Source organism: Thalassotalea fusca, from assembly GCF_053485835.1.
Map to the genome: position 1 here is coordinate 17,888 of NZ_JBQRUN010000012.1, position 26,980 is coordinate 44,867.

The following is a 26,980-nucleotide window of genomic DNA, read 5'->3' on the forward strand; positions in this document are numbered from 1 at the left end:
GAATGTTATTGCTGTTCCTGTCATTTATCCGATAAAAACGTAGTTCGTCGAATCATCTGCTTACATCTATGTAAAGCTGTGTAAATTACATTGTTTGTCTGAATATTCCTAAAATAATATACACTTGAAGTAGGTTCTAACTAGAATCAATAAGATGAAATTATAAGTAAGAGATGATTATCAATACGTTATTCAAAAGAGCAGGTGTTAGTAGTGCAGTGCTTTTAGTACTCGCGAGTTGTGCTAGCCCAACTGCCATTACCGAACAGTCTCGTTCATTTAAAGCGCCGTCAGCTTGGCAAAACGAACAGTTAACGCAGCAGCATTCACCACAAATAACCAGCTGGTTGTCCGCTTTCGATAACGCTACCCTCAACAAAATCGTGCAACAGGCGTTAGCGAAAAACTATCAGTTGAAAGCTCAGCGGGTAAATGTGTTACTGGCAAAAGAGCGAGTTACCGTTAGCGGGGCTTCGGACTTTCCCGAGTTATCGTTAGCAATTAACAATAGTCGACGCAAAGTTGTTAGTGGCAACAGCACTAATTATGCGAATAGTGCTGAGGTTAATCTACAGTTGAGCTATGAACTTGATCTGTGGGGTAAATTGTCTGCCGAACAAAGTCAGTCCCAATTAAATTATGCCGCGGCAAAGGCGCTCTACGAGCAACAAGAACTGGATCTTATCGCAGAAGTCACTCGTGCATGGTTTAATCTCGTTCAGGCGCAGCAGCTATTAGCGTTGTATCGCGAACGAGCTAGCAATTTAGAAAAAAACCTCGATATTATTCAGTCGTCTTATCGATTGGGCCTCAGTGAAGCGCTTGACGTTTACTTAACGCAAAACGAAGTTAAAAGCGAATTAGCGCGAGTTGAAAGTCAGCAACAAATTGTTAGTGAACACGCCCGTCAACTCGAACTGTTAATAGGTGATTATCCTAATGCTGAGATTTTCGCAGATGTTGAGCTTCCGAAAATCGATGATGAAATAAATACCGGGATCCCTGCTGATATTCTGACCAATCGACATGACATTAAGTCATCTTGGTTTGAATTGCTTGCGCTCGATAATGGCCTAGCAGTAGCGCATAAGCAACGTTTTCCATCATTTACTATCAGCGCATCAACAGGTGATAGTGGCAATGAGCTAAGTGATCTTTTGTCGGGTAATGCGTTAGCCTGGTCGTTAATTGGCAATATCACAACACCACTCTTTAATGCGGGACGATTGGCATCACTTGAAGAACAAGCCCGTTTAGCTGTTGTCCAAAGAGAACAACAGTACTTAGACGCTGTATACCAAGCATTTGCGCAAGTTGAAAATGGCATAAGCAATCAACAGTCGCTGCGCAATAGATTTGATTACATGTCACAAGCTGAAGCGAACGCACTAGCGGCTGAAAAATTGGCTTTTGAGCAGTACATGAAAGGGCTGGTTAGTTATACCACAGTGTTAGAATCACAGCGTCGCGCCTTTGATGCACAAACGAGTGTCATACAGTTATCGAATGAGTTACTTCAAAATCGGATTGATTTATATATTGCACTCGGTGGGCCCGCTCTTAGCGAAGTCAATACATCGGATACTCAAAGTTCAGATCACCTATCAAATGAACAAATAAGTCGCGCAATCACGCAGCCAACCACCAATGAATTAGCCAACAGAGAATAATAAGTAAATGAAAGCGAAGAAATTTATCCCACTCATTGTCATTGTATCTTTTGCCTTATTGGCTTATATCGTGGTGTCAAATCCACCAAAAGCGCAAAGAGGGCGTCCTAGTCAAGCACCGCAACTGAATGTTGATGTTATATCGTTGGCAAGCGAGAATGTTGCGTTAACAATAAACAGCTATGGAACAGTAAAACCCCGCACGCAAAGCGTGTTGCTTCCCCAAGTATCAGGTGAAATCATTCGTATTAGTCACACCTTCAGAGATGGAGGTTTCTTTGAGAAAGGTGATATTTTACTTGAACTGGATGATAGAGATCTTAAAGCAGAAGTAAAAATTGCGCGCTCTAGTTTGTACAGTGCAAGACAAGCTTTGAGTGAAGAAGAAGCAAGAGTCGAACAAGCAAAGCAAGATTGGATTAGATTAGGAAATGGCGGTGAAGCGCCAGAGCTTGTGCTTCGTAAGCCACAGTTATTAGCCGCTAAGGCCTCAGTTAGTTCAGCAGAAGCCTCATTGACAAAGGCTGAGCTGGCGCTTGAACGTTCAAAAATCATTGCGCCATATCGCGGTCGTGTACTGTCTAAAAAGGTTGATGTTGGACAAGTCGTTTCTTCTGGCACGCAGTTAGCTGAAATTTATGCGGTTGACTATATCGAAGTGAGACTACCGATTAAAAACAAAGACTTGCCCTATATGTTGTTGCCAGAAAGCAATCGATTTGAGCAGGAGAGTGTTAATGAGCAACCAGCGGTAACCTTGGTTTCAGATTTAACTGGCCGACAGGAATGGCATGGCCGCATTGTCAGAACGGAAGGGGCTTTTGATGAGAGTTCACAACAACTTTATGTTGTTGCACAAATTGATGATCCCTATGGCAAGAAAGCTGAAAACAATTTTCCTTTAAAAATAGGCCAGTACGTTACGGCTAATATCAAAGGAAAAGTGGTAGAAAACAGCATCAAAATACCCAACAAAACCATCTATCAAGGTAGTTACGTTTACGTGGTAGACAATAACAAGCTACTGAGAAAGGAAATTAGCATTGCCTGGCAAAATGAAAAATTTGCGATTGTTTCTTCAGGCTTGTTGCCTGGTGAAAACCTCGTACTGACACCTTTAGGTCAAGTAACATCAGGTACACCCGTTGCGGTTAATCATTCAAATGAACAACCTTCACAAAGTGTGCCTGCGGATGTTCATCCAATAAAAAAACCAGAACGCGGTAAAAGGTTAACAAAAGAAGAATTTGCCCAACTACCAAAAGAAGAGCAAGAAAAAATACGCGCTCAACGAGCGGCACGTAAGCAGGGAGAACGCTAATGATCGCTTGGTTTGCCCGAAATCATGTTGCCGCCAATTTATTAATGATCACGATTCTGCTGGCTGGCATTTTTTCGATAAAAAGCAACATACCGCTTGAAGTATTTCCGTCGTTTGAATCCGATGTTGTTAATGTACAAGTTAGCTTGAGGGGGTCGACACCTGAAGATGTTGAACAGGGCGTTGCGATCCGTATAGAGGAAGCTGTTCAAGATCTCGAGGGGATCAAAAAGATTTCAAGTACTTCGGTTGAAGGTTCTGCTGCCGTAAGAATTGAAGCTGACTCTGGTTATGATGTAAGAGAGTTACTTAATGATGTAAAAAGTCGCGTTGACGCGATAAATACTTTCCCGGCAGATGCTGAAAAACCCGTAATTTCAGTATTACAACGTAAACGAGAAGTGATCGCCGTTACCGTATCGTCAAAACATGGCGAAAAAGAGATCCGCCAATTTGCTGAAAAAGTGCGAGATGACTTACTAAACTTATCACAAATCACACAAGTCTCTTTGGATGCGGTACGCAATTATGAAATAAATATTGAGGTGAGTCAGGACAGATTACAACAATATCAGTTAACCCTCTCTGACATTGCAGACGCTGTTAAAGAAAGTTCATTGGATCTTTCTGCAGGTAATGTGAGAACCGAAGGGGGGGATGTGCTTGTACGAAGTAAAGGCCAAGCGTATCGCCGTGATGAATTTGAGAAAATCATCGTAAAAACCAATATTGATGGCTCACTTATTCGTGTCAGTGATGTTGCAAATGTTGATGACAGCTTTGAAGAGAAACCATTACGCGCGCGCTTTAATGGAGAGCAGGCGGCACTCATTGAGGTCTACCGTATTGGCGATCAAAGTGCTATTGACGTTGCAGATGCTGTGAAAGACTACATCAAAGAAAGACAAGCTAGTTTACCTGATGGGTTTTCGTTAAGTTACTGGGATGATGATTCTGAGATTGTTAAAAGCCGTTTAAATACATTGATTAGCAATGCATTACAAGGTGGCTTTTTAGTGTTGTTGCTGCTGACGTTATTCTTAAGACCTTCCATTGCCTTTTGGGTGTTTATTGGTATTCCTATTAGCTTTATGGGCGCATTTATCATGATGCCGATCTTTGATATTTCTATCAATATCATGAGCTTGTTTGGTTTCATATTGGTTTTAGGTATCGTGGTAGACGACGCCATTGTTACGGGGGAAAACATCTATCGGCATACCCAGACAGCCAGCTCAGGCATAGAAGCGGCCGTCAAAGGGACTGAAGAAGTGGCGGTACCCGTTACGTTTGGCATACTGACCACAATTGCGGCATTTTTGCCGTTAGCGTTTATAGAAGGGCAACGTGGCGCTATTTTCGCGCAAATCCCTGTCATTGTCATACCTGTGCTTATTTTCTCTTTGATTGAGTCTAAGTTTGTACTACCGTCTCATTTGAAGAACCTAAAATTGCGTGGCGAAAAGAAGAGCCAATCTAAATTTTCTCAGTGGCAGCAAAATTTTGCTGATGGCTTTGAAAATGCCATTTTGAAATACTACCAACCGATATTAAAACGTGCGACAAAAAACAGAATGACCACTCTTGCACTGTTCGTTGGTACGTTTGCATTGATATTGGCGTTTATTGTTAGCGGCTGGACCAAGTTTGTATTCTTTCCAAGGATTCCTAGCGAAACCGCCAGAGCTAATCTGACCATGCCAGTCGGTACAAGCTACGATGTTGTTGATGCTTATGTCGAAAAAATGTCGAATGCTGCCAAAGTGCTTAAAGACAAATATCGCGATGAAGATGGCAATAGCGTTATTTTAAATATATTAGCGATAACGCAAAACGAACAGGGTCGTGTGCGTTTTGAAATATTACCTGCAGATCAAAACGATACAGGCATTGGCACTAGAGAGCTCGTTCAGGAATGGCGAAGCTTAATTGGCACATTGCCGGGCGCAGAAAGCTTAACGTTTCGTGCTGAAATCGGACGAGGCGGTGATCCGATTGACGTACAGTTAACTGCGTCAGAATTGTCCACATTAAAAGAGGCGTCTGAGCAAGTAAAGCAACGATTGGCAACCTATCCGACAGCCTTTGAAATTTCTGATTCGTTATCAAACGGCAAAGAAGAATTGCAGATAGAGCTTACAGCTCAAGGATATGCATTGGGCATGTCGAGTTCTTACATTACCCGACAAGTCAGAAATGCATTTTTTGGTGCTGAAATTCAACGTATTCAACGCGGGCGTGATGACGTACGCGTAATGGTTAAATTTCCACTTGAGGAACGTCAATCAATTGCTAGTTTGAGTAATATGCTTATCAATACCCCGTCAGGAGGTAAAGTGCCGTTAGATCATGTCGCTAAATTGATCCCTGGCCGCAGCCCGTCGGAAATCAATCGAATTGATCGGTTTAGAACCGTTAACGTCACCGCAGATGTTGATAAAGAAGCCACAAACATGACGGTTCTCAATAGTGATTTAGCGCAGTTTTTAGACGAACTTGCTTCTAAATACCCTGGGTTAAGCTATACACTTGAAGGCGAAGCAAGAGAGCAGGCTGAATCTTTCGGTAGTCTGTATTGGGGGCTGATTTTTGTATTTTTCATCATTTATTGTTTGCTGGCGATTCCATTTAAATCGTACCTGCAACCAATAATTGTGATGTCAGTCATTCCTTTTGGCGCTATAGGAGCTGTAATTGGGCACTGGATCATGGGGATGGATCTCACGATCATGAGTATGCTGGGATTAATGGCGTTAATTGGCGTAGTCGTTAATGACTCTTTGGTATTAGTGGACTACATCAACAAGAAGCGAATTTCGGGAGAACTCGTACATGATGCTGTACTCATTGCGGGTAGGGCAAGGTTCAGGCCAGTAATGCTCACATCATTAACAACGTTTATCGGGCTAATGCCATTACTCTTTGAAAAAGCTACGCAAGCACAGTTCTTAATTCCTATGGCGGTGTCTTTGGGTTTTGGCATTATTTTCGCCACGTTTATTACCTTGATTTTGGTGCCAGTTAATTATCTGCTGGTTGAAGATGTTAAACGTTGGGGTAGAAAGACTAAAGTGTGGCTTGCGGCAGATGCATAGCTACTAATGATTAAAAAAAGGTATTGTCTTTAACTGTTTATCGCTACACTTAGGGCAATACCTATTTAGAGATTAGAGAGAGTTTTATCATGGCTGAAGAAACGATTTTTTCGAAAATAATACGACAAGAGATCCCCACAGAATTGCTTTATCAAGATGAATTGGTTACTGCATTTCGCGACATTACGCCTAAAGCGAAAACCCATATATTGATCATCCCAAATAAGTTAATTCCTACGGTAAATGATGTAGAAGAAAGTGATGAGCTGGCGCTAGGTCGCATGGTCACTGTGGCAGCGAAACTTGCGGCTGCGGAAGGAATCGCAGAAAACGGATACCGCCTTATCATGAATTGTAATCAGCATGGTGGGCAAGAGGTGTATCATATTCATATGCATTTAGTCGGCGGTGAACCCTTAGGCCGGATGTTGTGTAACTAATCCTTGTTTTTAGGCTTGTCATTAAACAGGCACTTGCATCTTTTTGTTCGATCTACTCTAAAAGCAAGTGCCGTATCATTTCTTTTCTCGTGATTGCTTCGTCCCACTCAAGCACTCTAAATATCATCCCAATTCAAAATATTTGTAATTTCGGGTGTTAAACCGGTAATAAATTGTTAGAATCCGCTTCGCCAAGGGGTGTCTGTATGACTGAGATGCAACTGCAAACCCTTTGAACCTGATCTGGATAATTCTGGCGTAGGAATGGCAAACAACCTTGTTTTTCTGTGTGTTGTCATTGTTATGCCTAAAATAACGTTTAACGAGAAAAACATGAATATTCTAAAAAGCCCTGTCGCATTAGCCGTATTAGCAGGCGTTACTTCTTCATCTGTCATCGCTGACACTAACACTACTGATATCGAGCGCGTTATTGTTACGTCCGATTTTCGTCAGCAAAATATTACTCAGTTGCCAACCAGTGTCGCTATCGTTGACGAGCAAGATATTCAAGATCAAAGTATTCAGCACTTTCAGGAAGTGTTAAACAAAATCGCTAATATCAACTATGCAGGTGGGTCTTCTAGACCAAAGTATATTCAAATACGTGGCGTCGGTGAGCGGTCTGAATATCGCGGTGCGCCTAACGCTTCGGTAGGCTTTATTATTGACGATATTGATTTGTCAGGCTTAGGTATGGCTGCGTCAATGTATGATGTTCAGCAGGTAGAAGTATTAAGAGGCCCACAAGGCACGCGTTTTGGTGCCAACGCTTTAGCTGGAATGATTTATGTTCAGAGTAACCAGCCTACAGACGTGTCTGAACATGGCTTATCTTTATCGTTAGGTGATGATAACTTAGTTAACGTCGCAGGTTTCACCTCAGGTAAGGCGAGCGATAAGCTTGGCTATCGCATTTCGGTTGAAAGCCATCAACAAAATGGCTACCGAGACAATAGCTACCTGAATATTGACGACTCTAATGCCATTGACGAACTAACAGGTCGAGTAAAGCTACAGTATCAGGCGACTGAACATCTTAGCGCTGACTTTACGTTGTTGTTTGCAGATATGGACAATGGCTATGATGCTTGGACGCTAGATAATAACGGTTTTAACACTTTGACCGATCATCCTGGTGAAGATAGTCAAAATTCACTCGGTAGTGCGTTAAAGTTGAGCTACGACGGTGCTGATTTTGCAGATATTACCGCAATCACCAGTTTCACGGATACCGATCATACACATGCCTATGACGGTGATTGGGCAAACCCTGACTATTGGGGAAGTAAGTCATGCACAGACTATTATGATGAAAATGGCAATGGTCAAACGGATGATGTTATCCCTTGTGTATACGAATATTTGTGGGCGAAAAAAGCTGATAGACAAGTGTTGTCGCAAGAACTTCGTTTTGCTTCTAAAGAACAACAGAAAATATTCAATGGCACCACTGACTGGTTATTTGGTGTTTATTTGAGTGAATTAGAAGAGAACAATGATTTAGATTCTTCTTATAATGGTTGGCCAGACGAAATTCTGGACTCTCAATATGACGCAAGTAATGCTGCTTTATTCGGTCAACTTGACAGCCAACTAAATGAAAAAGTACACATGTCTACAGGTTTGCGTATTGAGCGTCGTTCAGTCGACTATGCTGATAGTAACGGCGACGCATTTTCACCTTCTGAAACTATGTGGGGCGGACATGTTTCGCTAGGCTACCAATTAACGTCAGACCACGACAGTTATGTTCGTCTCGCTAAAGGATACAAGGCGGGTGGATTTAATATGGGGCTACCTGCTGCGTTATCTCAATTTAAAGAGTTTGATACAGAAACGCTTTATAACTATGAAATTGGCGTTAAGTCATCATTTGCTAGTAACAGCGTAACTACGCGTTTAGCTGCATTTTATATGGATAGACGTGATCAGCAAGTTAATGCGTCTCAACAAGATCCTGATAATCCACAGCGCTTCACTATTTACACCGCAAACGCTGCTAGTTCAACTAGTTCAGGGATAGAATTCGAAGCAGATTGGCAGGCTACAGCAAACCTCGTGTTGTCAGCTGCGCTAGGGTATTTAGATGCTAGCTACGATGACTACGCTTACTTTGATAAATATGGTAGTGAAATCGATATTTCTGGTCGACAACTGGCGCATGCTCCAGACTTAACTTATTCATTTTCGGGCGTATATCGTGCTGATTCAGGCATTTTTGCCAGTGCCTCAGTGTCAGGTAAGAGTGATTTTTATTTCTCAGATAGTCATAGTGAAAAAGCAGATGATTCTCATCAAGTTGATATGCGCGTTGGTTACGAAGCCGAGAGCTGGGCGGTTTATCTATGGGGACGCAATTTAACCGATGAGAAAATCGCTTCACGTGGTTTTTATTTTGGTAATGAACCAGACTTAGACTGGGCGAGCAAAGAGTATGTTCGTTATAATGCACCTCGCCATATCGGCGTCACTTTGGACTGGTCATTCTAAGGAGAACAAATTGGATATCTCTATTGAAATAAGTATGTATCCTTTAGCTGAAGCTGAATACAAAAAACATATTTGGGGCTTTGTTGAACAGTTGAAGCAAGTTTCTGAGTTGCGTGTCGTAACCAATGGTATGAGTACTCAGGTTTTTGGTGAATACGACCTTGCAACATCAACGGTAATGTCAGCGATCAAGCAGGTTCATATGCAAACGCAAGCAACGGTTTTCATTTGCAAGATTATCGGCAGTGACCGATCGCACCTATTGGTGGAATAAATGGAAAGTGTTCTTCAGTATTACAGTCAATTACCGCTGCTAGAATGGGCAGCGGTTATTACTGCGTTAGCTTATGTTGTATTTGCCGCACGCAATAATATTTTGTGCTGGCCTATGGCATTAATTAGCACTTCTCTGTATACCGTCTTGTTTTACGACGTCTATCTTTGGATGGATAGTCTGTTACAAGTGTATTACTTTTTAATGGCCATATATGGTTGGTATGCGTGGCGTAGCTACCAGCAACCTCATGCCACGCAATTAACCAGTAAGCCAATTATCAGTTGGTCTTTGGCACTACATGGCAAAATTTGTTTTGCCCTTACTGGCGTTTCTGTCATCGTTGGCTGGTTAATGGCTAATTTTACGCCAACGCATTTTCCATATATAGACAGCTTTACGACGGTATTTGCGGTATTTGCGACGTACCTGGTGACGCAAAAAGTGTTAGAAAACTGGTTGTATTGGGTCGTGATCGATGTGGTTTCAATCTATATTTACATTGAAAAACAATTGATGCCTACCGCGTTGCTTTTTGTGCTCTACGTAATTATTGCGGTATATGGTTATTATTCATGGCGTCAGGTTAAACGCCAGTCACAAGAAAACCTAGGTAAGGTTTCTGCTATTGTTTAATAACGTAGTAGAAATTACTCAAGTTGAGCAAAAGCTATTGTCTCACGCGCTGTCGGCTCCAATAGAAGTAATTCCATTTGAGCACAATGGGCTAAGCAGGCATAGCTTTGCTGTTCGCGCAAACAACAAGCAGTACTTTGTTAAGCGCTTTAATGCGCCTGATGATGCCAGCCTAATGCTTGAAAAGCACACGGCGTTACTGTTGTCTTCCAGTAATATCTCAACCGAATTAATTGCTCAGGCTGAACATTTGCTAATTTATGAATTCATTCCACATATTGTGCTTGAATCGATGACATTGCCGCTTGCGGAAAAAATAGCAGTTACTTGCGGCTTAGCAAATAAACTTCATCAGGTCACAAGTGATGAAATACCGCCATTAAACATTGCTGAAACCACGCTGGCACTGTTGAACAAATGCCAACTCAGTGATGCTGTTTATGATGAAATTAAAACGCTTATTCGTAAACACATCCCGCAAAGCTCCAAACAGCAGTTAGTGGTTTGCCATGGAGACTTGAATTTTGCCAATATTATACAACCTAACTTGAGTGAATATGTAAAAGAGTGCGCTTACGTGTCACAACATCCCGCAAAAGGGGATTTGTTGTTGGTTGATTTTGAGTCATGCTGCCTAGCACATCCCGCATTTGATGTTGCAATGTGCATTGCAATCAATCGCTTAGACAAGCAAGCCAGCGTTGAAAAACTCATTTTACTTTTTAAAACAAACTTGCATGCCGAAGACATAAATCTCTATGATTTTGATGTTGAAATGGTTATGCGTTACCTATGTTTGTGCTTTTTAATCAATGGATTATGGTATTTTGAACGCGCATTAGAATATAATAGTGAAAAATACCTGTCGCTGGCGTTAATGCAGTTTCAGGGCATTGATAAGTATTTCATGGAAGAAGACGAACTAAGCGATAAAATGAGACAAGAAGCGAATAACTTACGATTAACAACAATGCGTGAGTCCAGCGAGTGACGCATAATTAAGTTAATGGAGTAATAGCGGTAATCTTTTGTGAATTGGAAAGAATTTTTAGAAAATAAAAACAGGTTGTTTTGGATTGTTCATTCAGCAGGGTGGTTTGGTTTTGCGTTAGTGCATTACCTAGGATCACTGTTGCATGACTTACGTGACCTGTTTGTGATTATCATTTTCCTCAATGCATATGCCGGTTGGTTATTGAGCGTACCTTTAAGGTACTTATACCAACGTATTTGGAATTACTCCCCAATTAAAATCCTTATCATTGGCTTTCTAGCGTCATATATCATGGGGGTTATTTGGCAGGTCATACAGAACCTTAATTATTGGGAAATATACAAACACGGATATCGTCCAGATTTTTGGTTGTACTACACCAAAAACAGCCTGTTCTCTTTCTCAATTATGTTGAGTTGGTCAGTGCTTTATTTTGGTACTAAGTACTATCAAATGCTGCAAAAAGAGAAACAAAGTGTACTGCAAGCGAATACTGTAGCGCATCAGGCGCAACTCAAAATGCTGCGTTATCAATTAAACCCACATTTTCTCTTTAATACGCTCAATGCAATTTCTACGCTTATATTGGTAAAAGAAAATAAGACCGCCAATGGTATGGTGACTAAACTTAGTGAGTTTTTACGATACTCACTTGATAAAGATCCGATGAAAACCGTGACGCTTGAAAATGAACTTCATGCGTTAAAGCTCTATTTAGACATTGAAAAAGTGCGATTTGAAGAGCGCCTAAATGTTGAAATCCACATTGCTGACGACTGTAAGAAAGCCCGTGTACCAAGCATGATTTTGCAACCGTTAGCAGAAAATGCAATTAAGTACGCCATTGCGGCGCTTGAAGAAGGTGGCACGATCACTGTTACCGTTAACCGCTTTGGCAATGACTTACTGTTGGAACTATCTGACAATGGTCCTGGTGCAGAAATTAAAGGCGGCAACCTTTTCAGAGAGAACGGGGTTGGTCTTGCGAATACCAGAGAAAGATTAACGGCACTTTATGGTGATGATTTCTCCTTGGTTGTATCCAATAACGAACCAAAAGGTGTTAAAGTTAACATCAGAATGCCGTATGACATTGGAAAGTAACTGTGACTAAAACACTCACTACGATCATCGTTGATGATGAGCCTCTTGCTAGAAAGGGGTTGGCGGTACGACTAGAAGAACATGCTGACATCAAGATTATTACTACCTGTAATAATGGCCGCGAAGCGATAGAAGCAATTCGTGCCTACGAGCCGGATCTTCTCTTTTTAGACATTCAAATGCCGGGCGTAGATGGCTTTGAAGTGGTTAGAACGCTGATAGAACAGGAAATACCATTACCTATCATAGTTTTCGTAACGGCATTTGATCAATACGCGCTAAAGGCATTTGAAGTTTCTGCGCATGATTATCTGATGAAACCAGTTGATGATGATCGCTTAGCGCGTACGCTAGAAAAAGTCAGAACTGCATTTACAAATCGTTCATTAGAACAACACAAAGAACAATTGGTTAAACTGGTCAGTGATGTAACTGGTAGCGATTATTCGACGATTATGAACGAGCTTGATACCAGTAACACCGTCAACTTAACGCGCTATTCTGATGTGCTTCCAATTAAAGATGCTGGAGAAGTGAGCAGAGTGCCTGTAAAAGATATTTTATGGATTGATGCTGCGGGCGATTACATGTGTGTTCACACCGAAGAACATACACATATCTTGCGAAAAACCATGAAACAGCTTGAGGAAATGCTAGATCCAAAACAGTTTGTAAGAAGCCATCGCTCCACGATTGTGAACAAACAATATATAGACAAGTTTTGTAGTCAACTTAACGGTGAGTATTACTTGGTGATGTCTAACGGTAAAGAGCTTAAAGTCAGCCGCAGTTATAAAGAAAAGGTCAAACAAGCTGTGACGCAATAGGTAGGTTATGCCAATGCTTACACTAAAACGTTTTAGTTGTTTGATATGCGTAGTTCTGCTTTCTGGCTGTAGTTTTACTTTTGTTTATAATCACATAGATTGGTGGGTGAATTGGTACGTTGATGATTATGTCGACTTAAATAAATCACAACAGCGTGCCTTTGACCAAGTTATTGAAAGTAACTTACGTTGGCATCGTCAAACACAATTACCCAAGTATAGTGCCGATTTAGCTGCCTTTCGTGAAAATGTAGAACAGGGTATTTCACTCGAACAACTCACACGCCACAATCAACAGTTAAGAGAACATTGGCGCGTTTTACTCGCGCATTTGGCACCACAACTCGAGCCTATAGCATTCAGTTTAACGTCTAAACAACGAAAACAACTGGTTGACGCTATCGCCAAACAAAATCAAGAGTTTAGAGAGGATAGGGAAGAGCTAACCAAAGACGAGTGGTATAACGAGCGCTATGATGATTACTATGATGGATTTAAGGAGTGGTTTGGTCCATTAACTAAGACACAAAAGCAATCACTTCGTGACAAAGTGACAGGCTTAACAAGTACTTTTTCTTATTGGATTGATTTCAGAGATTTGTGGCTCGTAAAATTTGATTCATTGTTATCGAATGAAACTGAGCGCCAACTGTTTACTAGTGTATTCCTTGATCTAGTTGTTCATGGTAGAGAATACCGGAAAGATGAACATAAACAACTGGCTCAGAATAACAACGCAGTGTATTTATCAATGTTGCATTACCAACTCAATAGTTTGACGGAAAAGCAAAAAAAGAAGTTCTTTCGCAAGCTTGAACGCTATTTGGATGACTTTAAAGAATTATCAGAAGAATAGTAATTTGATTCGTACGGAAGTTCATCATGATCTATATAACAAAAAGCCAGCCCAATGATATTAAGCTGGCTTTTTAGTGTGTTCAGTGTGTAATTAACGAGAAATTAAAGAATACTTTCTAACGTTAATTCCATCATATCTTTAAACGTGTTCTCACGTTCGTCAGCCGTAGTTTGCTCGCCTGTTTTAATATGATCGCTTACAGTAAACACGGCTAGCGCTTTCTTGCCATACTCCGCTGCAACACCATATAAGCCAGCTGCTTCCATTTCTACCGCTAAAATGCCGTGTTTTTCCATTGTTGCAAACATTTCAGGTTGCGGTGTATAGAATAGATCAGCGGTGAAAACGTTACCCACATGCACAGGTTTATTTAGTTTTTCAGCGGTGTTAACTACTTTTTGTAATAAACCAAAATCAGCACATGCAGCGAAATCACAGTTATTGAAGCGTTGGCGGTTAACATTTGAGTCGGTGCTTGCTGCCATACCAATGATGACATCTCTCACTTTTATGTCGTCGCGAACTGCGCCACACGAACCAATACGGATAATATTTTCAACGCCGTAATCTTTGTATAGTTCTGTTGCGTAAATTGAGATTGACGGAATACCCATGCCAGAACCCATTACGGAAATAGGTTTGCCTTTGTATGTGCCGGTGTAACCGAACATATTACGCACGCGAGTAATACATTTGGCATCATCTAAAAAGTTCTCGGCAATAAATTTTGCGCGTAGTGGGTCGCCAGGCATCAATACCGTTTTAGCGAATTCGTTCTCTTTTGCTTCTATATGAGGTGTAGCCATGAGATATAACCTTATAATTGCTTATATTTTTATGTCCCAGTAAGTTTCAAGCCAGTGCTCGTAACACGTTGCTAACTGCTATCAAGGGTGTTTTACTGAATTGTTCTTACGGTACTTTGACCGCAGCCGATTATTTTAACTGAATACTTAAGCTCTTTTCTAGTTAAATTACCGAGCGAATATTAAATTACTTACTGAAAAATACAGTGTAGTCGTAATTTATCTAGGCAGTGTAAAAATCGTTTACATTGTCTGTTTACAATATCATTGGTTGTTTATGATTCTATTTGTTTTGGCATGCATTAACCAATGCTTGTTTTTCTCCATCACTCAAAAATGCGGCCTTTAAGGCATTTTCCTGTATTTGAGTTAATTCATTGCTTGTTAGATTGAGTTGTTGGCGGGCAACTTCATATTCGTGTTTAAGTTCAATGCCTTCAACAGCAGGATCATCAGTATTTAGAAAAGCAATCAAACCATGATTAAGAAATACTTTAATGGGATGCGTTGCTAGATTGCTGACGGTACCTGTTTGATAGTTAGATGTTAGACATGATTCAATAGCAATGTTATTAGTGCGCATGTGGTCCATGAGCTTTTCATCGCTTGCTATCGCCACACCGTGACCAATGCGAGTTGCTCCTAGTTGATTGATAGCTTGCCAAACGCTTTCGCTACCTGCGGCTTCACCTGCGTGCACGGTGATTTGTAAACCAGCTTTTTTAACCTGATCAAAGTGCGATACGAATAGCTCGCCAGGGTATCCTAGTTCGTCACCAGCCAAATCTGCAGCAACAAAATGTTGTTTGTGTGCAAGAATCGCATCTAATTCTTTCTGGCATGCTTCAACACCAAAAGTGCGACTCATAATGCCAATAAGATTGACTTTCGTCTGAAATTCTTTGGTGCCCAGTTTAATGCCATCAATTACCGCGGCAACTACGTCTTCAATGACCAAGTTGTGATTCATCGCCATATAATAAGGTGAAAATCGTAATTCTGCGTAGTCAATGCCAGCATTATGAGCGTCACGAACATTTTCATAGGCGATTTGCTTACAATCGTCGAGTGTTTTCAGCACGGCAACTCCCCAATCTAGCTTTTTCAGGAAAGAAACTAGGTCAGGTTCGCTTTTTTGTATCTGCACATGAGGTATAAATTCTTCCAATGTTTGACAAGGAAGTGCGATGTTATTTTTTTCAGCAAGACGCCAGATGGTTTCAGGTTGAATGTTTCCATCGAGATGCCGATGTAGATCCAGGAGTGGGAGCGTGTTATTTATCATTGGAATATCGTTCTCCGGTTTAGTTGACAGTTATTATTAAAAGAGTTTTCGTAAATTGCAGTTCCTTCTTAAACATCACAAAAAATTGATTGTACATCTAATCCTAAGACTTTCGTATAAGAATGTTAGACTGAAAATTTTCATTAGGTATTACTTTTTATTATATCTGGTTTTTTAACAAATACTGTTGGTATTCACCTTATAACACTGATAAATTAGCTGACGGGATTATAACTCTAGGTGTCTAGACGTAAAGATTAAGAAAATCATATTTAAGAAGTAAGAGAAAATACTATGTTCTACCAAACTGATGATGTCAGAATAAATAAAATCAAAGAATTGTTACCGCCAGTCGCTTTATTAGAGCGATTTCCTGCATCAGAAAAAGCATCAGAAACAGTATTTTCGGGTCGTGCAGCTATTAGCAAAATTTTTAATGGTGAAGACGACCGATTGTTGGTGGTGATTGGACCATGCTCTATACACGACACAGAAGCCGCCATGGAATATGGTCGTCGCTTGGTCGAACTACGTGAAAAATATAAAGCGTCACTTGAAGTGGTAATGCGCGTTTATTTTGAAAAACCACGTACAACAGTAGGTTGGAAAGGATTGATCAATGATCCATACATGGATAATAGCTTCAAACTAAATGACGGATTGCGCATTGGGCGCCAACTGTTATTAAACCTTAACGATCTTGGCCTACCAACAGCAGGCGAGTTCTTAGATATGATTACTCCACAATATATGGCTGATTTCATGTGTTGGGGAGCAATTGGTGCGCGTACTACTGAAAGTCAGGTGCACCGTGAGTTAGCATCTGGCTTGTCTTGTCCTGTTGGGTTTAAAAATGGCACGGATGGCACAATTAAAATCGCGATCGATGCGATTGGTGCAGCAAGTGCGCCGCACCATTTCTTATCAGTTACCAAATATGGTCATTCCGCTATCGTTGAAACCACAGGTAATGCTGACTGTCATATTATTCTTAGAGGCGGAAAAGAGACAAATTATGACGCTGAGAGCGTGGCACAAGTAACAGAGCAATTAACCTCGGCTAATTTGAATCCTAAGATCATGATTGATTTTAGTCATGCGAATTCTAAGAAACAGTATAAGAACCAAATGCTTGTGTGCGAAGATGTCAGCGAACAAGTTGCAGACGGCAATGGCAATATTTTTGGCGTGATGGTAGAAAGTCACTTAGTTGAAGGGCGTCAAGACTTAGTGGAAGGACAGCCTTTAACTTATGGCCAAAGTGTCACGGACGCATGCATTGGCTGGCAGGATACTGAAGTGCTATTAGAAAACCTAGCGCAAGCGGTTAATAAGCGCCGAAGTGCAAAATAAATAATTATTGTTGTATAACAAATATATAAGCCGAGATAGCAAATTATCTCGGCTTTTTTTGTACTTTTTTTGGTATTAGTTAACTAATTCACCTTCAACGGTAAAACTTGCGCGGCCATTTGACAGCTGCGACAACCAAAATAAATAGTCGTCAATTGACATTGGTCTTGCGTAAAAGAACCCTTGGCCAATATCACAACCTAAATCACGTAGGAAACGTTCCTCTTGTTCAGTCGTTATTCCTTCGGCAACTACTTCCATGTTTAAACCCTTTGCTAAGGTGAACAATGCATGTGCTACAGATTGCTTTTGCGGACAATTAACAATTTCATTGGTAATTTGACGGGTTATTTTAACTTCCTGAAACGGAGCATTTTGTGTGTTTGCTAAATCGGTAAATTTAGATTCAAAACTATTGGTACTTACGGTAATACCCAGTTCCTGAAGTTGCGAAATATTGTAGCTCGCTTTTTCCAATTGAGAAGACGAAATGACATCGGTGAGTTCAAATATAATTTTGTCGGCAGGAATTTCAGATGCATCTACTAATTCAACGACATTGAGTAAGAACTGTTCATGTAGTATGTCATGAATACTGATATTAATAGAAAGCATTTGTTGGGTGGCTTGCTGCTCTATGATCATACGTTGTTGTTGTAGTGCACGATTGATAACCCACAACGTGACTTCATTGATCAGACCAAATTTTTCAGCAATTGGTATAAATACATCCGGCGCAATTTCACCTTTTTCAGGGTGAAACCAACGTAATAAGCATTCGCTGCTACATACTTGACGTGTTTTTAAATCAACCTGAGGTTGGTGATAAAGGGCTAACTCATTTGATGCAATTGCCGCTCTTAGCTCAACCGCCAGTTTGAGTATACTGTCTAATTCTTGTGGGTTATTTCCCTGATAAAACTGCCAATGAGCAACGTTTAGTTGTGCATCTTCAGCAGCAATTATTGCTTTGTTAATAAGTGACTGTGCACTAATTGCATGCACAGGGTAGCTTGCAATGCCTAAGTTACAACTAATAGGGAGTGCTGAATTTGTGAACTGTGCGCTTTCAGACACGACAAATTGTATGGACTTGCACAGTGTTTCTAAAGGCTGATCTGCTTGTGAGTTATCGACAATCACCGCCAACTTGTTGTTATTGATGATACAAACCTTTTGTTTATCTTTAATTAAAGGAACGACGGCGTTATTTAATCTAAAGAGCGAATTAAGCTTATTCTCACACTTTCTAAGAAACTGGAACTGTGCTGTTTCATCTAAATAGTAATCAAGCAGATCAAGATGTTTAGGTGCAATGACGATAACACTGAAATTTTGCTGCTTCTTATCGATAAAGTGCCTTAGTTTATTTTCCAAGACTGTTTTGCGCGGAATGCCTGTTGCCAAATGAAAGGTAACCTCGTTAAACCGTTCAAATTCCAAGCGTCTTACGCGTTCGGCAAGTGCAAACGACATCAGGATTATTTCAACAAATACGGCAAACAAAAAAGCGTTACGCGTTACGTAGCTGGATTCGATGATATTCAGTAATACCAAGGGTTGTATTGCGCTGCCAATCAGTAAAGGTAACCACGATAATGCATAATATTTAGCCCAAACAATTTTAGACCTGAACTGCACAAATACAGCAGTTATTCCAAGTAAATAGGTCACGGGTTGTAAGCCGAAGAACCAATTTGCCTGTATTTGATGTGACATAGGCAATGTAAATAAATAGACACCGACTAAGAAAATACAATAGGCAATAGTGGTACGAAAAATGAGGCTTTTTTTCGGGTCAAATCTTAAGAAAACAATTGTGAAAAGTAATAGAAAAATGACCAATAAAAAGTGCAGCAACATCATGCTGTTTTGCAGGGCTGGTTGTAATTCTGGTGTTAGCATTAAATGACTAAAACCAGTTATTGCCGACATAATCAACAGGGCACAAAATAGGTAGCCTACATAAATTAAGTAAACAATGTCTTTTATGGTGATAAATAACACAAGGTAATACAGTGCGATAACTAATACGCCGCCAATAAATATGCCATAAATAAGTTTGTTGAATGAAGTGACGGTTTCGAATGCTTCCGGCGTTATTAATTTGAGCGGAATACTAGGAGGCCCTTCAGACGTGATTTTTATGAGTATTTCCTGCGTTGTGTTGGAGGAAATAGAAAACGTGTGATGGGGAAATATGTTAAACAACGTCGTGTTTGGCTTTGGTAAGAGTTGTTGAACCTTTTGTTTGCTCGAATCAATAAGATAAACATCAAAGTCAGCAAGAAAATTGTTATCTGCGAATAAAACTAGGTTTTCTCGAGTGCTGGATAAATTTTGAATTTGTACTTTTATCCAATAGGTATGATTTTCTAGACTAAATGGAATTTGTGTGGGTATGACGCTTGTGAAATTGTCAGCGACTTCAAATATGTCATTAATATTAATTGTGCCTGAGGTATCTTTCAGGTAGCTGAATTTTGTATCAATAAATACAGGCGAGTTATTATCATACAGCGTTGACACTGATTGAATGACTGAATTAATGTTTACCAGCAGTACTAATACAACGAGTAATGTGATGGTAAAAAAGCAGTGCTTTAAGAAATTAAAAGACTTAAATGTCTTGGATTTCATTTAATTTTTATTGCTCTAGGGAACACGTTATAGACATCATATTAGCAAAAATCGTAATTTAATTGCAGCGCTCATTTTCATTTTGAAGCATTTTTTAGGAACCAATTAGGCCAATTCAACTCTGTTTCTTCCGTTGTTTTTGGCTTTGTATAGCCCAGAATCGGCTTTAGTGTATAACGTATTGTCATCATCTTCTTCCGCTAATGTGGCGACACCCGCTGAGACTGTGATGAAAAATTGGTTATTCGCATTTATTGCGATAGGGGTGGCCGATACTTTCTTGATAAGCCTCTCTGCGGTATGTAATCCGTCTTCCAGTGAACACCTTGGCAATAGACCAACAAATTCTTCTCCACCAACACGCGCTAGTATTTCGTGTTTTCTCAATACCTTTGATGCCGCATGGCAAACGGTTACCAGCGCTTCGTCGCCAACGGCATGACCGTATTTATCGTTGACGTTTTTAAAGTGATCCAAATCGAAATAGATCAGTGTAAGCGGGGTATTGTCGCGGTGAGCCTCAATGATTTCTTCTTTAAGCCTTTCTCTAAAGTAGCGCACATTGAATACACCAGTGAGTGGATCTCGAAAGGATAGCATCTCACTATTGTCTTCTTTCTCACCGACATAGTAACCAAAAAGGGTAAACACAATCATGGTACCAAATAACATATACAGGTATACGCCTGAGTTTGTTTCAAGCTCAGCTGTAATAGATACACCAATCAAATATTGAATCGTTAACCAACCCAAAGGCGAACCAAAGGCTAATATTAAGCCTTGCAGGGCGCGTATAGTCGATTTTTTAAGTGTTACTCTCATAGTTTTAGTATAAGGCGTTAGTTATTTTTATCTAGATATCAATGTACTAGACTTTTATTAACAAGGCTTCGATAGAGCATCAATCTATTGATAAGAAAACTTGTTTCATTTCACCGGAGCATTCTCATACCTTTAGGTCTTATAGTAAGTCATATCAGTACGCTTAAGATATTGATGTAGATTAATAATTGTACACTTTAGTTGTCTTACTCTCTGAAAAGAGCATATATTGGGCACATAGTTGGTAGGCTTTTTGTTTCCTATTTGCTTTAAACGTTCGCAATTAATAGAATAATCTATCTTCTTTGAAAGGTATTTTCTGGAGAGGCATAGTATTTACTGTGCTAGTTCCAAAGAAAATACTGAAAAAGTCACTGGACTAAAACAATAACAATGAATTTTTCGATGCGATAGGGGCATGAAATTGAATTACAAGGATATTAAGAGCGTATTGTTCGTTTGTATGGGCAATATTTGTCGGTCACCTACTGCCGAAGCGGTATTTATAAAAAAAGCAAGCGAAGCTGGGTTATCAATAAAAATTGATTCGGCAGGTACAATTGGTGCTCATGCCAAAGAGAGCCCCGATCATCGCGCACAGAAAGTCGGAGAGCAAGCCGGTTACTCTTTTAAAGGTCTTAAAGCCCGCAAGGTGACAGTAGAAGACTTTGAAAAATTTGATTTGATTTTAGCGATGGATGAGAAAAATCATCAAGATTTAATCGATATTGCGCCTTCTGAACACCACGAAAAAGTACAGTTATTCCTTCAACATGCGGAAAATTTTGATGATATGGAAGTGCCAGACCCATACTATGGTGGTGCAGGTGGTTTCAGATTGGTGCTTGCGATGGCAGAAGATGCCAGTGATGGATTAATTAGCAAAATGCGTTAACGCATTGTGATAATTATAAAAAAACAGCAAGTAATAACTTGCTGTTTTTACATTTAAATAACTAATGAATTATTACAAACGATTTTTAACTGCTTCAGCCAGTAACGATAAAATTTCTTCACTGGTCTCTACATTTACACATGCATCGGTGATGCTTTGGCCGTAGGTTAGCGGCTCTCCATCAGTAACTTTCTGGTTACCTTCAACGAGAAAGCTTTCAATCATCACGCCCGAAATTCCCAGTTGACCTTGGGACACTTGTTCAGCGATTGAACGAGCAACATCAATTTGTTTGCTATGATCTTTATAGCTATTACCGTGGCTACAGTCGACCATAATACCCATATCAATTTGCTCATCTCTTAGTTTATCGAGGGTCGCTTGTACGTCGGCAGCGTGGTAGTTAGGTGTTTTGCCGCCACGCAGTATCACATGCGCGAAAGGGTTGCCATGCGTTTGGTAAATACACATTTGGCCACTTTTATCTGGGGAATACAGTACATGCGGTACGCTTGACGCTTTAATCGCGTCTACCGCGATTTGAATATTGCCGTCAGTGCCGTTTTTAAAGCCAACAGGACATGACAGCGCCGAGGCTAACTCTCTATGCACCTGACTTTCTGTCGTGCGTGCGCCGATGGCTCCCCAAGATATTAGGTCTGAAATATACTGACCTGTTACCATATCTAGAAATTCTGTGCCTGCGGGTAATCCGATATTGTTAATGTCCATTAGCAGATTTCTGGCGAGATTGAGGCCTTTTGCAACATGAAAGGACTTATCGAGATCGGGATCGCTAATCAAGCCTTTCCAGCCAACGGTGGTTCTGGGCTTCTCGAAATAAACACGCATAACAATAAACAATTCTTGCTTATATTTGTCGTGTAACACCTTCAATTTTTCTGCGTATTCGACGGCAGCTTTCGTGTCATGAATAGAGCAGGGGCCGATAACAACCAGTAGTCGCTTGTCTTCGCCATTAATAATCGCTTCGATTTGGCGACGACTTTCAATGATAAAATGCGCTGTGTCGTCAGAAAGAGGAATCTGTGTGGCTAGTTCCGCAGGCGACACCAAGTTTTCAATCAGCGTGGTGCGAAATTCGTCAGTTTTAATCGTCATTGCTAAACTTTCTATTTTGGCCGTGTTGATCAGAGATGACACGGCTTAAACCTTGGCGCTAACATAACGAAAATAACTGCGGTTGTGAAACAATATCATGAGATATTTAGGATTAATTTGTTATTAGTCTAAATTTCTCAAATATTTGTATGAAACGTAGTCAATACTTTACATGCTTACTAACAAACTTCGAAACTAGCAAGCCGATGAGATAAGTCCAAGTAATCTTCTTTTAAGTTTCGGCCAAACAACGGATCTTCACAATATTCAGGCATAAGCAGTGCGACGTTATGCCAATCTTCTTCTGTTAGTAGTTTTTCTACCAAAGGAAAGGTATTGTGTTCTTCGTCATTAAGATGATTATTTGAAACATGAATAAAGGCCTCGAGTTCGTTAATTAATGAACTTCTTGAAACGATAATGTCGAGATTGATGGAATGCAGTACTTGTTTCAAGTCCTGTGTGATCTTTTTGATGTCGTCATGATCATCAAGTTTATGCTGGAATACGCGATTGCTATCCAATTTATGATCGATGATGTATTGATAGAACACATCTTCTTTTGGGTGGTGATAACTATCGACATAGACTTCAATATAATGTACTGAATCTTCAAGCAGACTGTGATCAATAGACTCTTCTCTTTGTAACCTGACGAGATTTTCTTTCATTAGTGAAAGAAGTCTCTTGAGGCCTTTATGCTCTTGATAGAGGACTGAAATTAATTTGCTCATATCTGTTCACTCAAGACAAGTTAAACTCTAGTGTATTAGGTACAAAGTAGCGTGCTGATACCGCATGATTTACGGTTTATCTGATGCAAACTTGATCTGAGTCAACAATTAATGTCCTCTTGAAGTGTGTATGAAAAAGCGAGGCTTAAATGCAAGTTGCGATACTGACTAGGTGGCCAGAAAATACGGCCACCTGTAGACGTTTAGGAATGAACAGCAAAGCTCAACACGCTCTAATATTTATACCGTTGTAGACCTGTTTCTGCCAAAATCTTAGCGGTAATTTCTTCAACAGACAGTTTGGTCGTATTTAAGAACGGTATTTTTTCCTTTTTATACAGTTTTTCCACTTCACGTACTTCCATTCGGCACTGCCTGGCGGATGAATATTTACTGTTGGCCATTCTGCCGTCTCTGATGTCCATTAACCGTTGTGGATCAATGGTTAAACCAAATATTTTTTTCTTATGTGGTTTTAGAAATGCAGGCAGTTCAAGTTCGTCCATATCGTCATCAGTAAAAGGGTAGTTAGCTGCTTTAATGCCGTATTGCAGTGCTAAATAAAGCGAAGTAGGTGTTTTTCCTGAACGTGAAACGCCAACAAGGATAACATCAGCATGTTCATAGTTAGATATATTAGAGCCGTCGTCATTTGCCAATGAATAATTAACCGCGTCAATACGGTAATCATAGCTATTTTCATGAATACTATGCGTGCGGTGCGCCTTAGGTTTGGCCTTAACGTTTAGTTGTTGCTCTAACGGACCTACAAAGTGCTCAAGAAAGTTGTAAATAATGCCGTCACAGCTATCAATGACTTCACGAACTTCAGGGTTAACAAAGGTATGAAAAACCAGTGGCGGTTCTCCGCTTGCTTTGGCTATTCGGTTAATTTTCGCTTTGGCTTCTTCGGCTTGTTCAATGGTTTCCACAAAAGATATGGTGTCGTGGTGGAATTCCATCGGAAACAATGATAACAATGCATGGCCGAAAACTTCAGAAGTAATGGCAGTACCATCTGAAATATAAAATGCAGTACGCATAGGGTATACCTTTATTTTTTTTAGTTTATTCTGTTATGAAATATAAAATGAAAACTTTCATAAAGTGTTTTGGAATAGTTACCTAGCAGTGTAAAATGCTTTCGGCTTTAAATAAATAGCTATAATTAATTCTTAATATCCTGAATGGAGAAGTGGTTGTGCAAGAAAACGTACTTTGGTATGAAGATCTAGGAATGAATGACGTAGAGCGTGTTGGTGGAAAGAATGCGTCATTAGGTGAAATGATTTCAAATCTGGCAAACGTTGGGGTACAAGTCCCTGGTGGCTTTGCAACAACAGCTTTCGCTTTTAATGAATTTTTAGAGCAAAGCGGTTTGAACGATAAAATCTATCAACTTCTTGATACCTTAGACGTTAGCGACGTAAATGCGTTAGCCGAATGCGGAAGCACAATCCGCCAATGGATAATCGACACACCATTTCTTCCCCAAATGCAGCAAGACATCGAGCAAGCCTACGCAAAACTTGCGGGTGAGTTTTCTGAAGATGCGTCATTTGCAGTGCGCTCGTCAGCGACTGCCGAAGACATGCCTGATGCATCTTTTGCTGGTCAACAAGAAACGTTCCTGAACGTACGTGGTTTAGATGCCGTAATGGTAGCTATAAAGCACGTATTTGCCTCGTTATTCAATGACCGCGCTATTTCTTATCGCGTTCACCAAGGTTATGACCATCGCGGCGTCGCATTATCTGCTGGTATTCAACGCATGGTACGAAGTGACATTGCGTCTTCAGGTGTTATGTTTTCTATTGATACTGAATCTGGTTTTGAAGATGTTGTATTTGTAACCTCAAGCTATGGCTTAGGTGAAATGGTTGTACAGGGTGCGGTTAACCCTGATGAATTCTATGTACATAAACCAACATTAGCAAAAGACAAGCCTGCAGTTGTTCGTCGTAATATCGGCAGTAAAGCAATCAAAATGATCTATGCCGAAACGCAAGAACATGGCAAGCAAGTTGAAGTGGTTGATGTAGATGAAAAGCAGTCAAACCAATTCTCGTTAACTGACGAAGAAGTGCAATTGCTAGCGAAGCAAGCGGTGATTATTGAGCAGCATTATAAACGTCCAATGGACATTGAATGGGCGAAAGATGGCCTAGACGGCAAACTTTATATTGTTCAGGCACGCCCTGAAACGGTGAAGAGCCGTGAAAGCGCTAACGTGATGGAACAATTCCAGTTACAAACAACTGCAAACGTAGTTTGTGAAGGGCGTTCAATTGGTCACAAGATTGGTAGCGGTGAAGCCAAAGTACTATCGTCGCTAAGTGAAATGGACAAAATTAACGTAGGTGATGTGCTGGTGACAGACATGACGGATCCTGATTGGGAACCTATCATGAAAAAAGCGTCAGCTATTGTAACGAACCGTGGCGGCCGTACGTGTCATGCGGCTATTATCGCCCGTGAAATGGGCATTCCAGCGGTAGTTGGTTGTGGTGATGCCACCAAAAAAATTGCAACGGGTGATTTAGTCACTGTTTCATGTGCTGAAGGTGATACCGGTTTTATTTACGAAGGTAAATTAGAATATACCGTTACTACGTCTGAAGTGGATTCAATGCCTGAACTACCGCTTAAAATAATGATGAACGTAGGAAACCCTGACCGTGCATTCTCATTTGCTCGTTTACCACATGCAGGTATTGGTTTAGCGCGTTTAGAGTTCATTATTAACAAAATGATTGGTGTTCATCCCAAAGCACTATTAAATTTTGATGTGCAAGACGAAGACTTAAAAGAAGAAATTCGTGACTACATGGCGGGCTACGCAGACCCAGTAGAGTTTTATATCACAAAACTTACTGAAGGTATTTCAACGCTAGCGGCTGCGTATGCGCCGGAGCGTGTGATTGTGCGTATGTCTGATTTCAAATCAAATGAATATGCTAATCTTGTTGGCGGTGAAGAATACGAGCCAGACGAAGAAAACCCAATGATTGGATACCGTGGTGCTTCACGTTATATTTCAAAAGACTTCCGTGACTGTTTTGCGTTAGAGTGTGAAGCGATAAAGCGAGTACGTAACGAAATGGACTTAACCAATGTTGAGATTATGATCCCATTCGTACGTACCGTTGAAGAAGCAGAGCAAGTTATCGAAATTCTTGGTGAAAATGGCTTAAAGCGCGGCGAAAATGGCCTTAAAGTAATCATGATGTGTGAATTACCGTCAAATGCACTACTGGCTGACCAATTTTTAGATCACTTTGACGGTTTTTCAATTGGCTCAAACGATTTAACGCAGTTAACATTGGGGTTAGACCGAGATTCAGGTTTAATTGCTCACTTGTTTGACGAGCGTAATGCTGCGATCAAAGTGTTATTAGAAATGGCAATTAAAGCGTGTAAAGCACGTGGTAAATATGTCGGTATTTGTGGTCAAGGCCCGTCAGACCATGCTGACTTTGCTGCTTGGTTAGTTGAGCAGGGCATTGATAGCGTATCTTTAAACCCTGACACCGTTTTACCAACATGGTTGTATTTAGCTGAACAACACAACGCGTAAGCTTTAGTCTATATTTTTTAGATATAAAAAGGC

21 protein-coding genes and 1 riboswitch are annotated in these 26,980 nt (G+C 40.4%); of the genes, 14 read left to right on the top strand and 7 right to left on the bottom strand.

Annotated features, from left to right (window positions below; all coding sequences use genetic code 11):
• Positions 1–173: 173 nt before the first annotated feature.
• The 11 genes from ACSLUK_RS14215 (at position 174) to ACSLUK_RS14265 (ending at position 13,710) form a co-directional block, all read left to right on the top strand.
• The gene (locus ACSLUK_RS14215; RefSeq protein WP_448549330.1) at positions 174–1,670 is read left to right on the top strand and encodes an efflux transporter outer membrane subunit; all 1,497 of its coding nucleotides are present in this window, start codon (positions 174–176) and stop codon (positions 1,668–1,670) included.
• A 7-nt stretch (positions 1,671–1,677) separates the two neighbouring features.
• On the top strand, positions 1,678–2,991 hold the full coding sequence (locus ACSLUK_RS14220; RefSeq protein WP_448549331.1) for an efflux RND transporter periplasmic adaptor subunit: 1,314 nt from the start codon (positions 1,678–1,680) through the stop codon (positions 2,989–2,991).
• Positions 2,991–6,086, top strand: a complete 3,096-nt coding sequence (locus ACSLUK_RS14225) for an efflux RND transporter permease subunit (protein WP_448549332.1) — start codon at positions 2,991–2,993, stop codon at positions 6,084–6,086. Before ACSLUK_RS14220 ends, ACSLUK_RS14225 begins: the two co-directional genes overlap by 1 nt.
• 89 nt (positions 6,087–6,175) lie before the next feature.
• Positions 6,176–6,526, top strand: coding sequence for a purine nucleoside phosphoramidase (gene hinT / locus ACSLUK_RS14230; RefSeq protein ID WP_448549333.1), 351 nt, complete (start codon positions 6,176–6,178; stop codon positions 6,524–6,526).
• A gap of 184 nt (positions 6,527–6,710) precedes the next feature.
• Positions 6,711–6,808, top strand: a riboswitch (TPP riboswitch).
• Between the two features lie 51 nt (positions 6,809–6,859).
• Positions 6,860–9,019 carry a TonB-dependent receptor gene (locus tag ACSLUK_RS14235; RefSeq protein ID WP_448549334.1) on the top strand — a complete coding sequence of 720 codons (2,160 nt, stop codon included), beginning with the start codon at positions 6,860–6,862 and terminating at the stop codon, positions 9,017–9,019.
• 10 nt (positions 9,020–9,029) lie between these two features.
• Positions 9,030–9,293: a hypothetical protein gene (locus ACSLUK_RS14240; protein ID WP_448549335.1), complete on the top strand. Its 264-nt coding sequence runs from the start codon at positions 9,030–9,032 to the stop codon at positions 9,291–9,293.
• Positions 9,294–9,929 (top strand): nicotinamide riboside transporter PnuC, encoded by a 636-nt coding sequence (gene pnuC, locus ACSLUK_RS14245; protein WP_448549336.1) that lies wholly within the window; start codon positions 9,294–9,296, stop codon positions 9,927–9,929. It abuts the gene before it with no gap.
• Positions 9,922–10,920: a phosphotransferase gene (locus ACSLUK_RS14250; RefSeq protein ID WP_448549337.1), complete on the top strand. Its 999-nt coding sequence runs from the start codon at positions 9,922–9,924 to the stop codon at positions 10,918–10,920. The genes pnuC and ACSLUK_RS14250 overlap by 8 nt, the downstream gene beginning before the upstream one ends.
• Positions 10,921–10,959: 39 nt before the next feature.
• A complete protein-coding gene (locus ACSLUK_RS14255) occupies positions 10,960–12,027 on the top strand; it encodes a sensor histidine kinase (RefSeq protein ID WP_448549338.1) in 1,068 nt (355 codons plus the stop codon).
• A gap of 2 nt (positions 12,028–12,029) precedes the next feature.
• Entirely contained in the window at positions 12,030–12,854 is an 825-nt protein-coding gene (locus tag ACSLUK_RS14260) for a LytR/AlgR family response regulator transcription factor (RefSeq protein ID WP_448549339.1), read from the top strand.
• 13 nt (positions 12,855–12,867) lie between these two features.
• Complete coding sequence (locus tag ACSLUK_RS14265) at positions 12,868–13,710, top strand: DUF6279 family lipoprotein (RefSeq protein WP_448549340.1); 843 nt, start codon at positions 12,868–12,870, stop codon at positions 13,708–13,710.
• Positions 13,711–13,814: 104 nt separating this feature from the next.
• On the opposite strand, the gene deoD is transcribed toward ACSLUK_RS14265, so the two are convergent.
• Together deoD and add are read right to left on the bottom strand one after the other, a co-directional pair.
• Positions 13,815–14,519 carry a purine-nucleoside phosphorylase gene (deoD, locus tag ACSLUK_RS14270; RefSeq protein WP_448549341.1) on the bottom strand — a complete coding sequence of 235 codons (705 nt, stop codon included), beginning with the start codon at positions 14,517–14,519 and terminating at the stop codon, positions 13,815–13,817.
• A 283-nt stretch (positions 14,520–14,802) separates the two neighbouring features.
• Entirely contained in the window at positions 14,803–15,804 is a 1,002-nt protein-coding gene (gene add, locus ACSLUK_RS14275; RefSeq protein WP_448549342.1) for an adenosine deaminase, read from the bottom strand.
• A 294-nt stretch (positions 15,805–16,098) separates the two neighbouring features.
• Here add and aroG point away from each other — a divergent pair, with 294 nt between their 5' ends.
• On the top strand, positions 16,099–17,157 hold the full coding sequence (aroG, locus tag ACSLUK_RS14280; RefSeq protein ID WP_448549343.1) for a 3-deoxy-7-phosphoheptulonate synthase AroG: 1,059 nt from the start codon (positions 16,099–16,101) through the stop codon (positions 17,155–17,157).
• A 75-nt stretch (positions 17,158–17,232) separates the two neighbouring features.
• On the opposite strand, the gene ACSLUK_RS14285 is transcribed toward aroG, so the two are convergent.
• Positions 17,233–19,797 (bottom strand): EAL domain-containing protein, encoded by a 2,565-nt coding sequence (locus ACSLUK_RS14285; protein WP_448549344.1) that lies wholly within the window; start codon positions 19,795–19,797, stop codon positions 17,233–17,235.
• 105 nt (positions 19,798–19,902) lie between these two features.
• Positions 19,903–20,619, bottom strand: coding sequence for a GGDEF domain-containing protein (locus ACSLUK_RS14290; RefSeq protein ID WP_448549345.1), 717 nt, complete (start codon positions 20,617–20,619; stop codon positions 19,903–19,905).
• A gap of 418 nt (positions 20,620–21,037) precedes the next feature.
• Between ACSLUK_RS14290 and ACSLUK_RS14295 the strand changes: the two genes are divergently transcribed.
• Positions 21,038–21,514: a low molecular weight protein-tyrosine-phosphatase gene (locus ACSLUK_RS14295; RefSeq protein WP_448549346.1), complete on the top strand. Its 477-nt coding sequence runs from the start codon at positions 21,038–21,040 to the stop codon at positions 21,512–21,514.
• Between the two features lie 72 nt (positions 21,515–21,586).
• On the opposite strand, the gene ACSLUK_RS14300 is transcribed toward ACSLUK_RS14295, so the two are convergent.
• From ACSLUK_RS14300 to ppsR, 3 genes are all read right to left on the bottom strand, one after another.
• Positions 21,587–22,636 carry a 3-deoxy-7-phosphoheptulonate synthase gene (locus ACSLUK_RS14300; RefSeq protein ID WP_448549417.1) on the bottom strand — a complete coding sequence of 350 codons (1,050 nt, stop codon included), beginning with the start codon at positions 22,634–22,636 and terminating at the stop codon, positions 21,587–21,589.
• A gap of 179 nt (positions 22,637–22,815) precedes the next feature.
• Positions 22,816–23,370, bottom strand: coding sequence for a hemerythrin domain-containing protein (locus tag ACSLUK_RS14305; RefSeq protein ID WP_448549347.1), 555 nt, complete (start codon positions 23,368–23,370; stop codon positions 22,816–22,818).
• Between the two features lie 233 nt (positions 23,371–23,603).
• Positions 23,604–24,413, bottom strand: a complete 810-nt coding sequence (gene ppsR / locus ACSLUK_RS14310) for a phosphoenolpyruvate synthetase regulatory kinase/phosphorylase PpsR (RefSeq protein ID WP_448549348.1) — start codon at positions 24,411–24,413, stop codon at positions 23,604–23,606.
• Between the two features lie 158 nt (positions 24,414–24,571).
• Between ppsR and ppsA the strand changes: the two genes are divergently transcribed.
• Positions 24,572–26,947 carry a phosphoenolpyruvate synthase gene (gene ppsA / locus ACSLUK_RS14315; protein ID WP_448549349.1) on the top strand — a complete coding sequence of 792 codons (2,376 nt, stop codon included), beginning with the start codon at positions 24,572–24,574 and terminating at the stop codon, positions 26,945–26,947.
• Positions 26,948–26,980 lie beyond the last annotated feature (33 nt).

Coding starts and splice junctions, on each gene's coding strand:
- ACSLUK_RS14215 (WP_448549330.1), top strand. CDS start 174: ATGATTATCAATACGTTATTCAAAAGAGCAGGTGTTAGTAGTGCAGTG.
- ACSLUK_RS14220 (WP_448549331.1), top strand. CDS start 1,678: ATGAAAGCGAAGAAATTTATCCCACTCATTGTCATTGTATCTTTTGCC.
- ACSLUK_RS14225 (WP_448549332.1), top strand. CDS start 2,991: ATGATCGCTTGGTTTGCCCGAAATCATGTTGCCGCCAATTTATTAATG.
- hinT (WP_448549333.1), top strand. CDS start 6,176: ATGGCTGAAGAAACGATTTTTTCGAAAATAATACGACAAGAGATCCCC.
- ACSLUK_RS14235 (WP_448549334.1), top strand. CDS start 6,860: ATGAATATTCTAAAAAGCCCTGTCGCATTAGCCGTATTAGCAGGCGTT.
- pnuC (WP_448549336.1), top strand. CDS start 9,294: ATGGAAAGTGTTCTTCAGTATTACAGTCAATTACCGCTGCTAGAATGG.
- ACSLUK_RS14265 (WP_448549340.1), top strand. CDS start 12,868: ATGCTTACACTAAAACGTTTTAGTTGTTTGATATGCGTAGTTCTGCTT.
- deoD (WP_448549341.1), bottom strand. CDS start 14,519: ATGGCTACACCTCATATAGAAGCAAAAGAGAACGAATTCGCTAAAACG.
- add (WP_448549342.1), bottom strand. CDS start 15,804: ATGATAAATAACACGCTCCCACTCCTGGATCTACATCGGCATCTCGAT.
- aroG (WP_448549343.1), top strand. CDS start 16,099: ATGTTCTACCAAACTGATGATGTCAGAATAAATAAAATCAAAGAATTG.
- ACSLUK_RS14285 (WP_448549344.1), bottom strand. CDS start 19,797: ATGAAATCCAAGACATTTAAGTCTTTTAATTTCTTAAAGCACTGCTTT.
- ACSLUK_RS14290 (WP_448549345.1), bottom strand. CDS start 20,619: ATGAGAGTAACACTTAAAAAATCGACTATACGCGCCCTGCAAGGCTTA.
- ACSLUK_RS14295 (WP_448549346.1), top strand. CDS start 21,038: ATGAAATTGAATTACAAGGATATTAAGAGCGTATTGTTCGTTTGTATG.
- ACSLUK_RS14300 (WP_448549417.1), bottom strand. CDS start 22,636: ATGACGATTAAAACTGACGAATTTCGCACCACGCTGATTGAAAACTTG.
- ACSLUK_RS14305 (WP_448549347.1), bottom strand. CDS start 23,370: ATGAGCAAATTAATTTCAGTCCTCTATCAAGAGCATAAAGGCCTCAAG.
- ppsR (WP_448549348.1), bottom strand. CDS start 24,413: ATGCGTACTGCATTTTATATTTCAGATGGTACTGCCATTACTTCTGAA.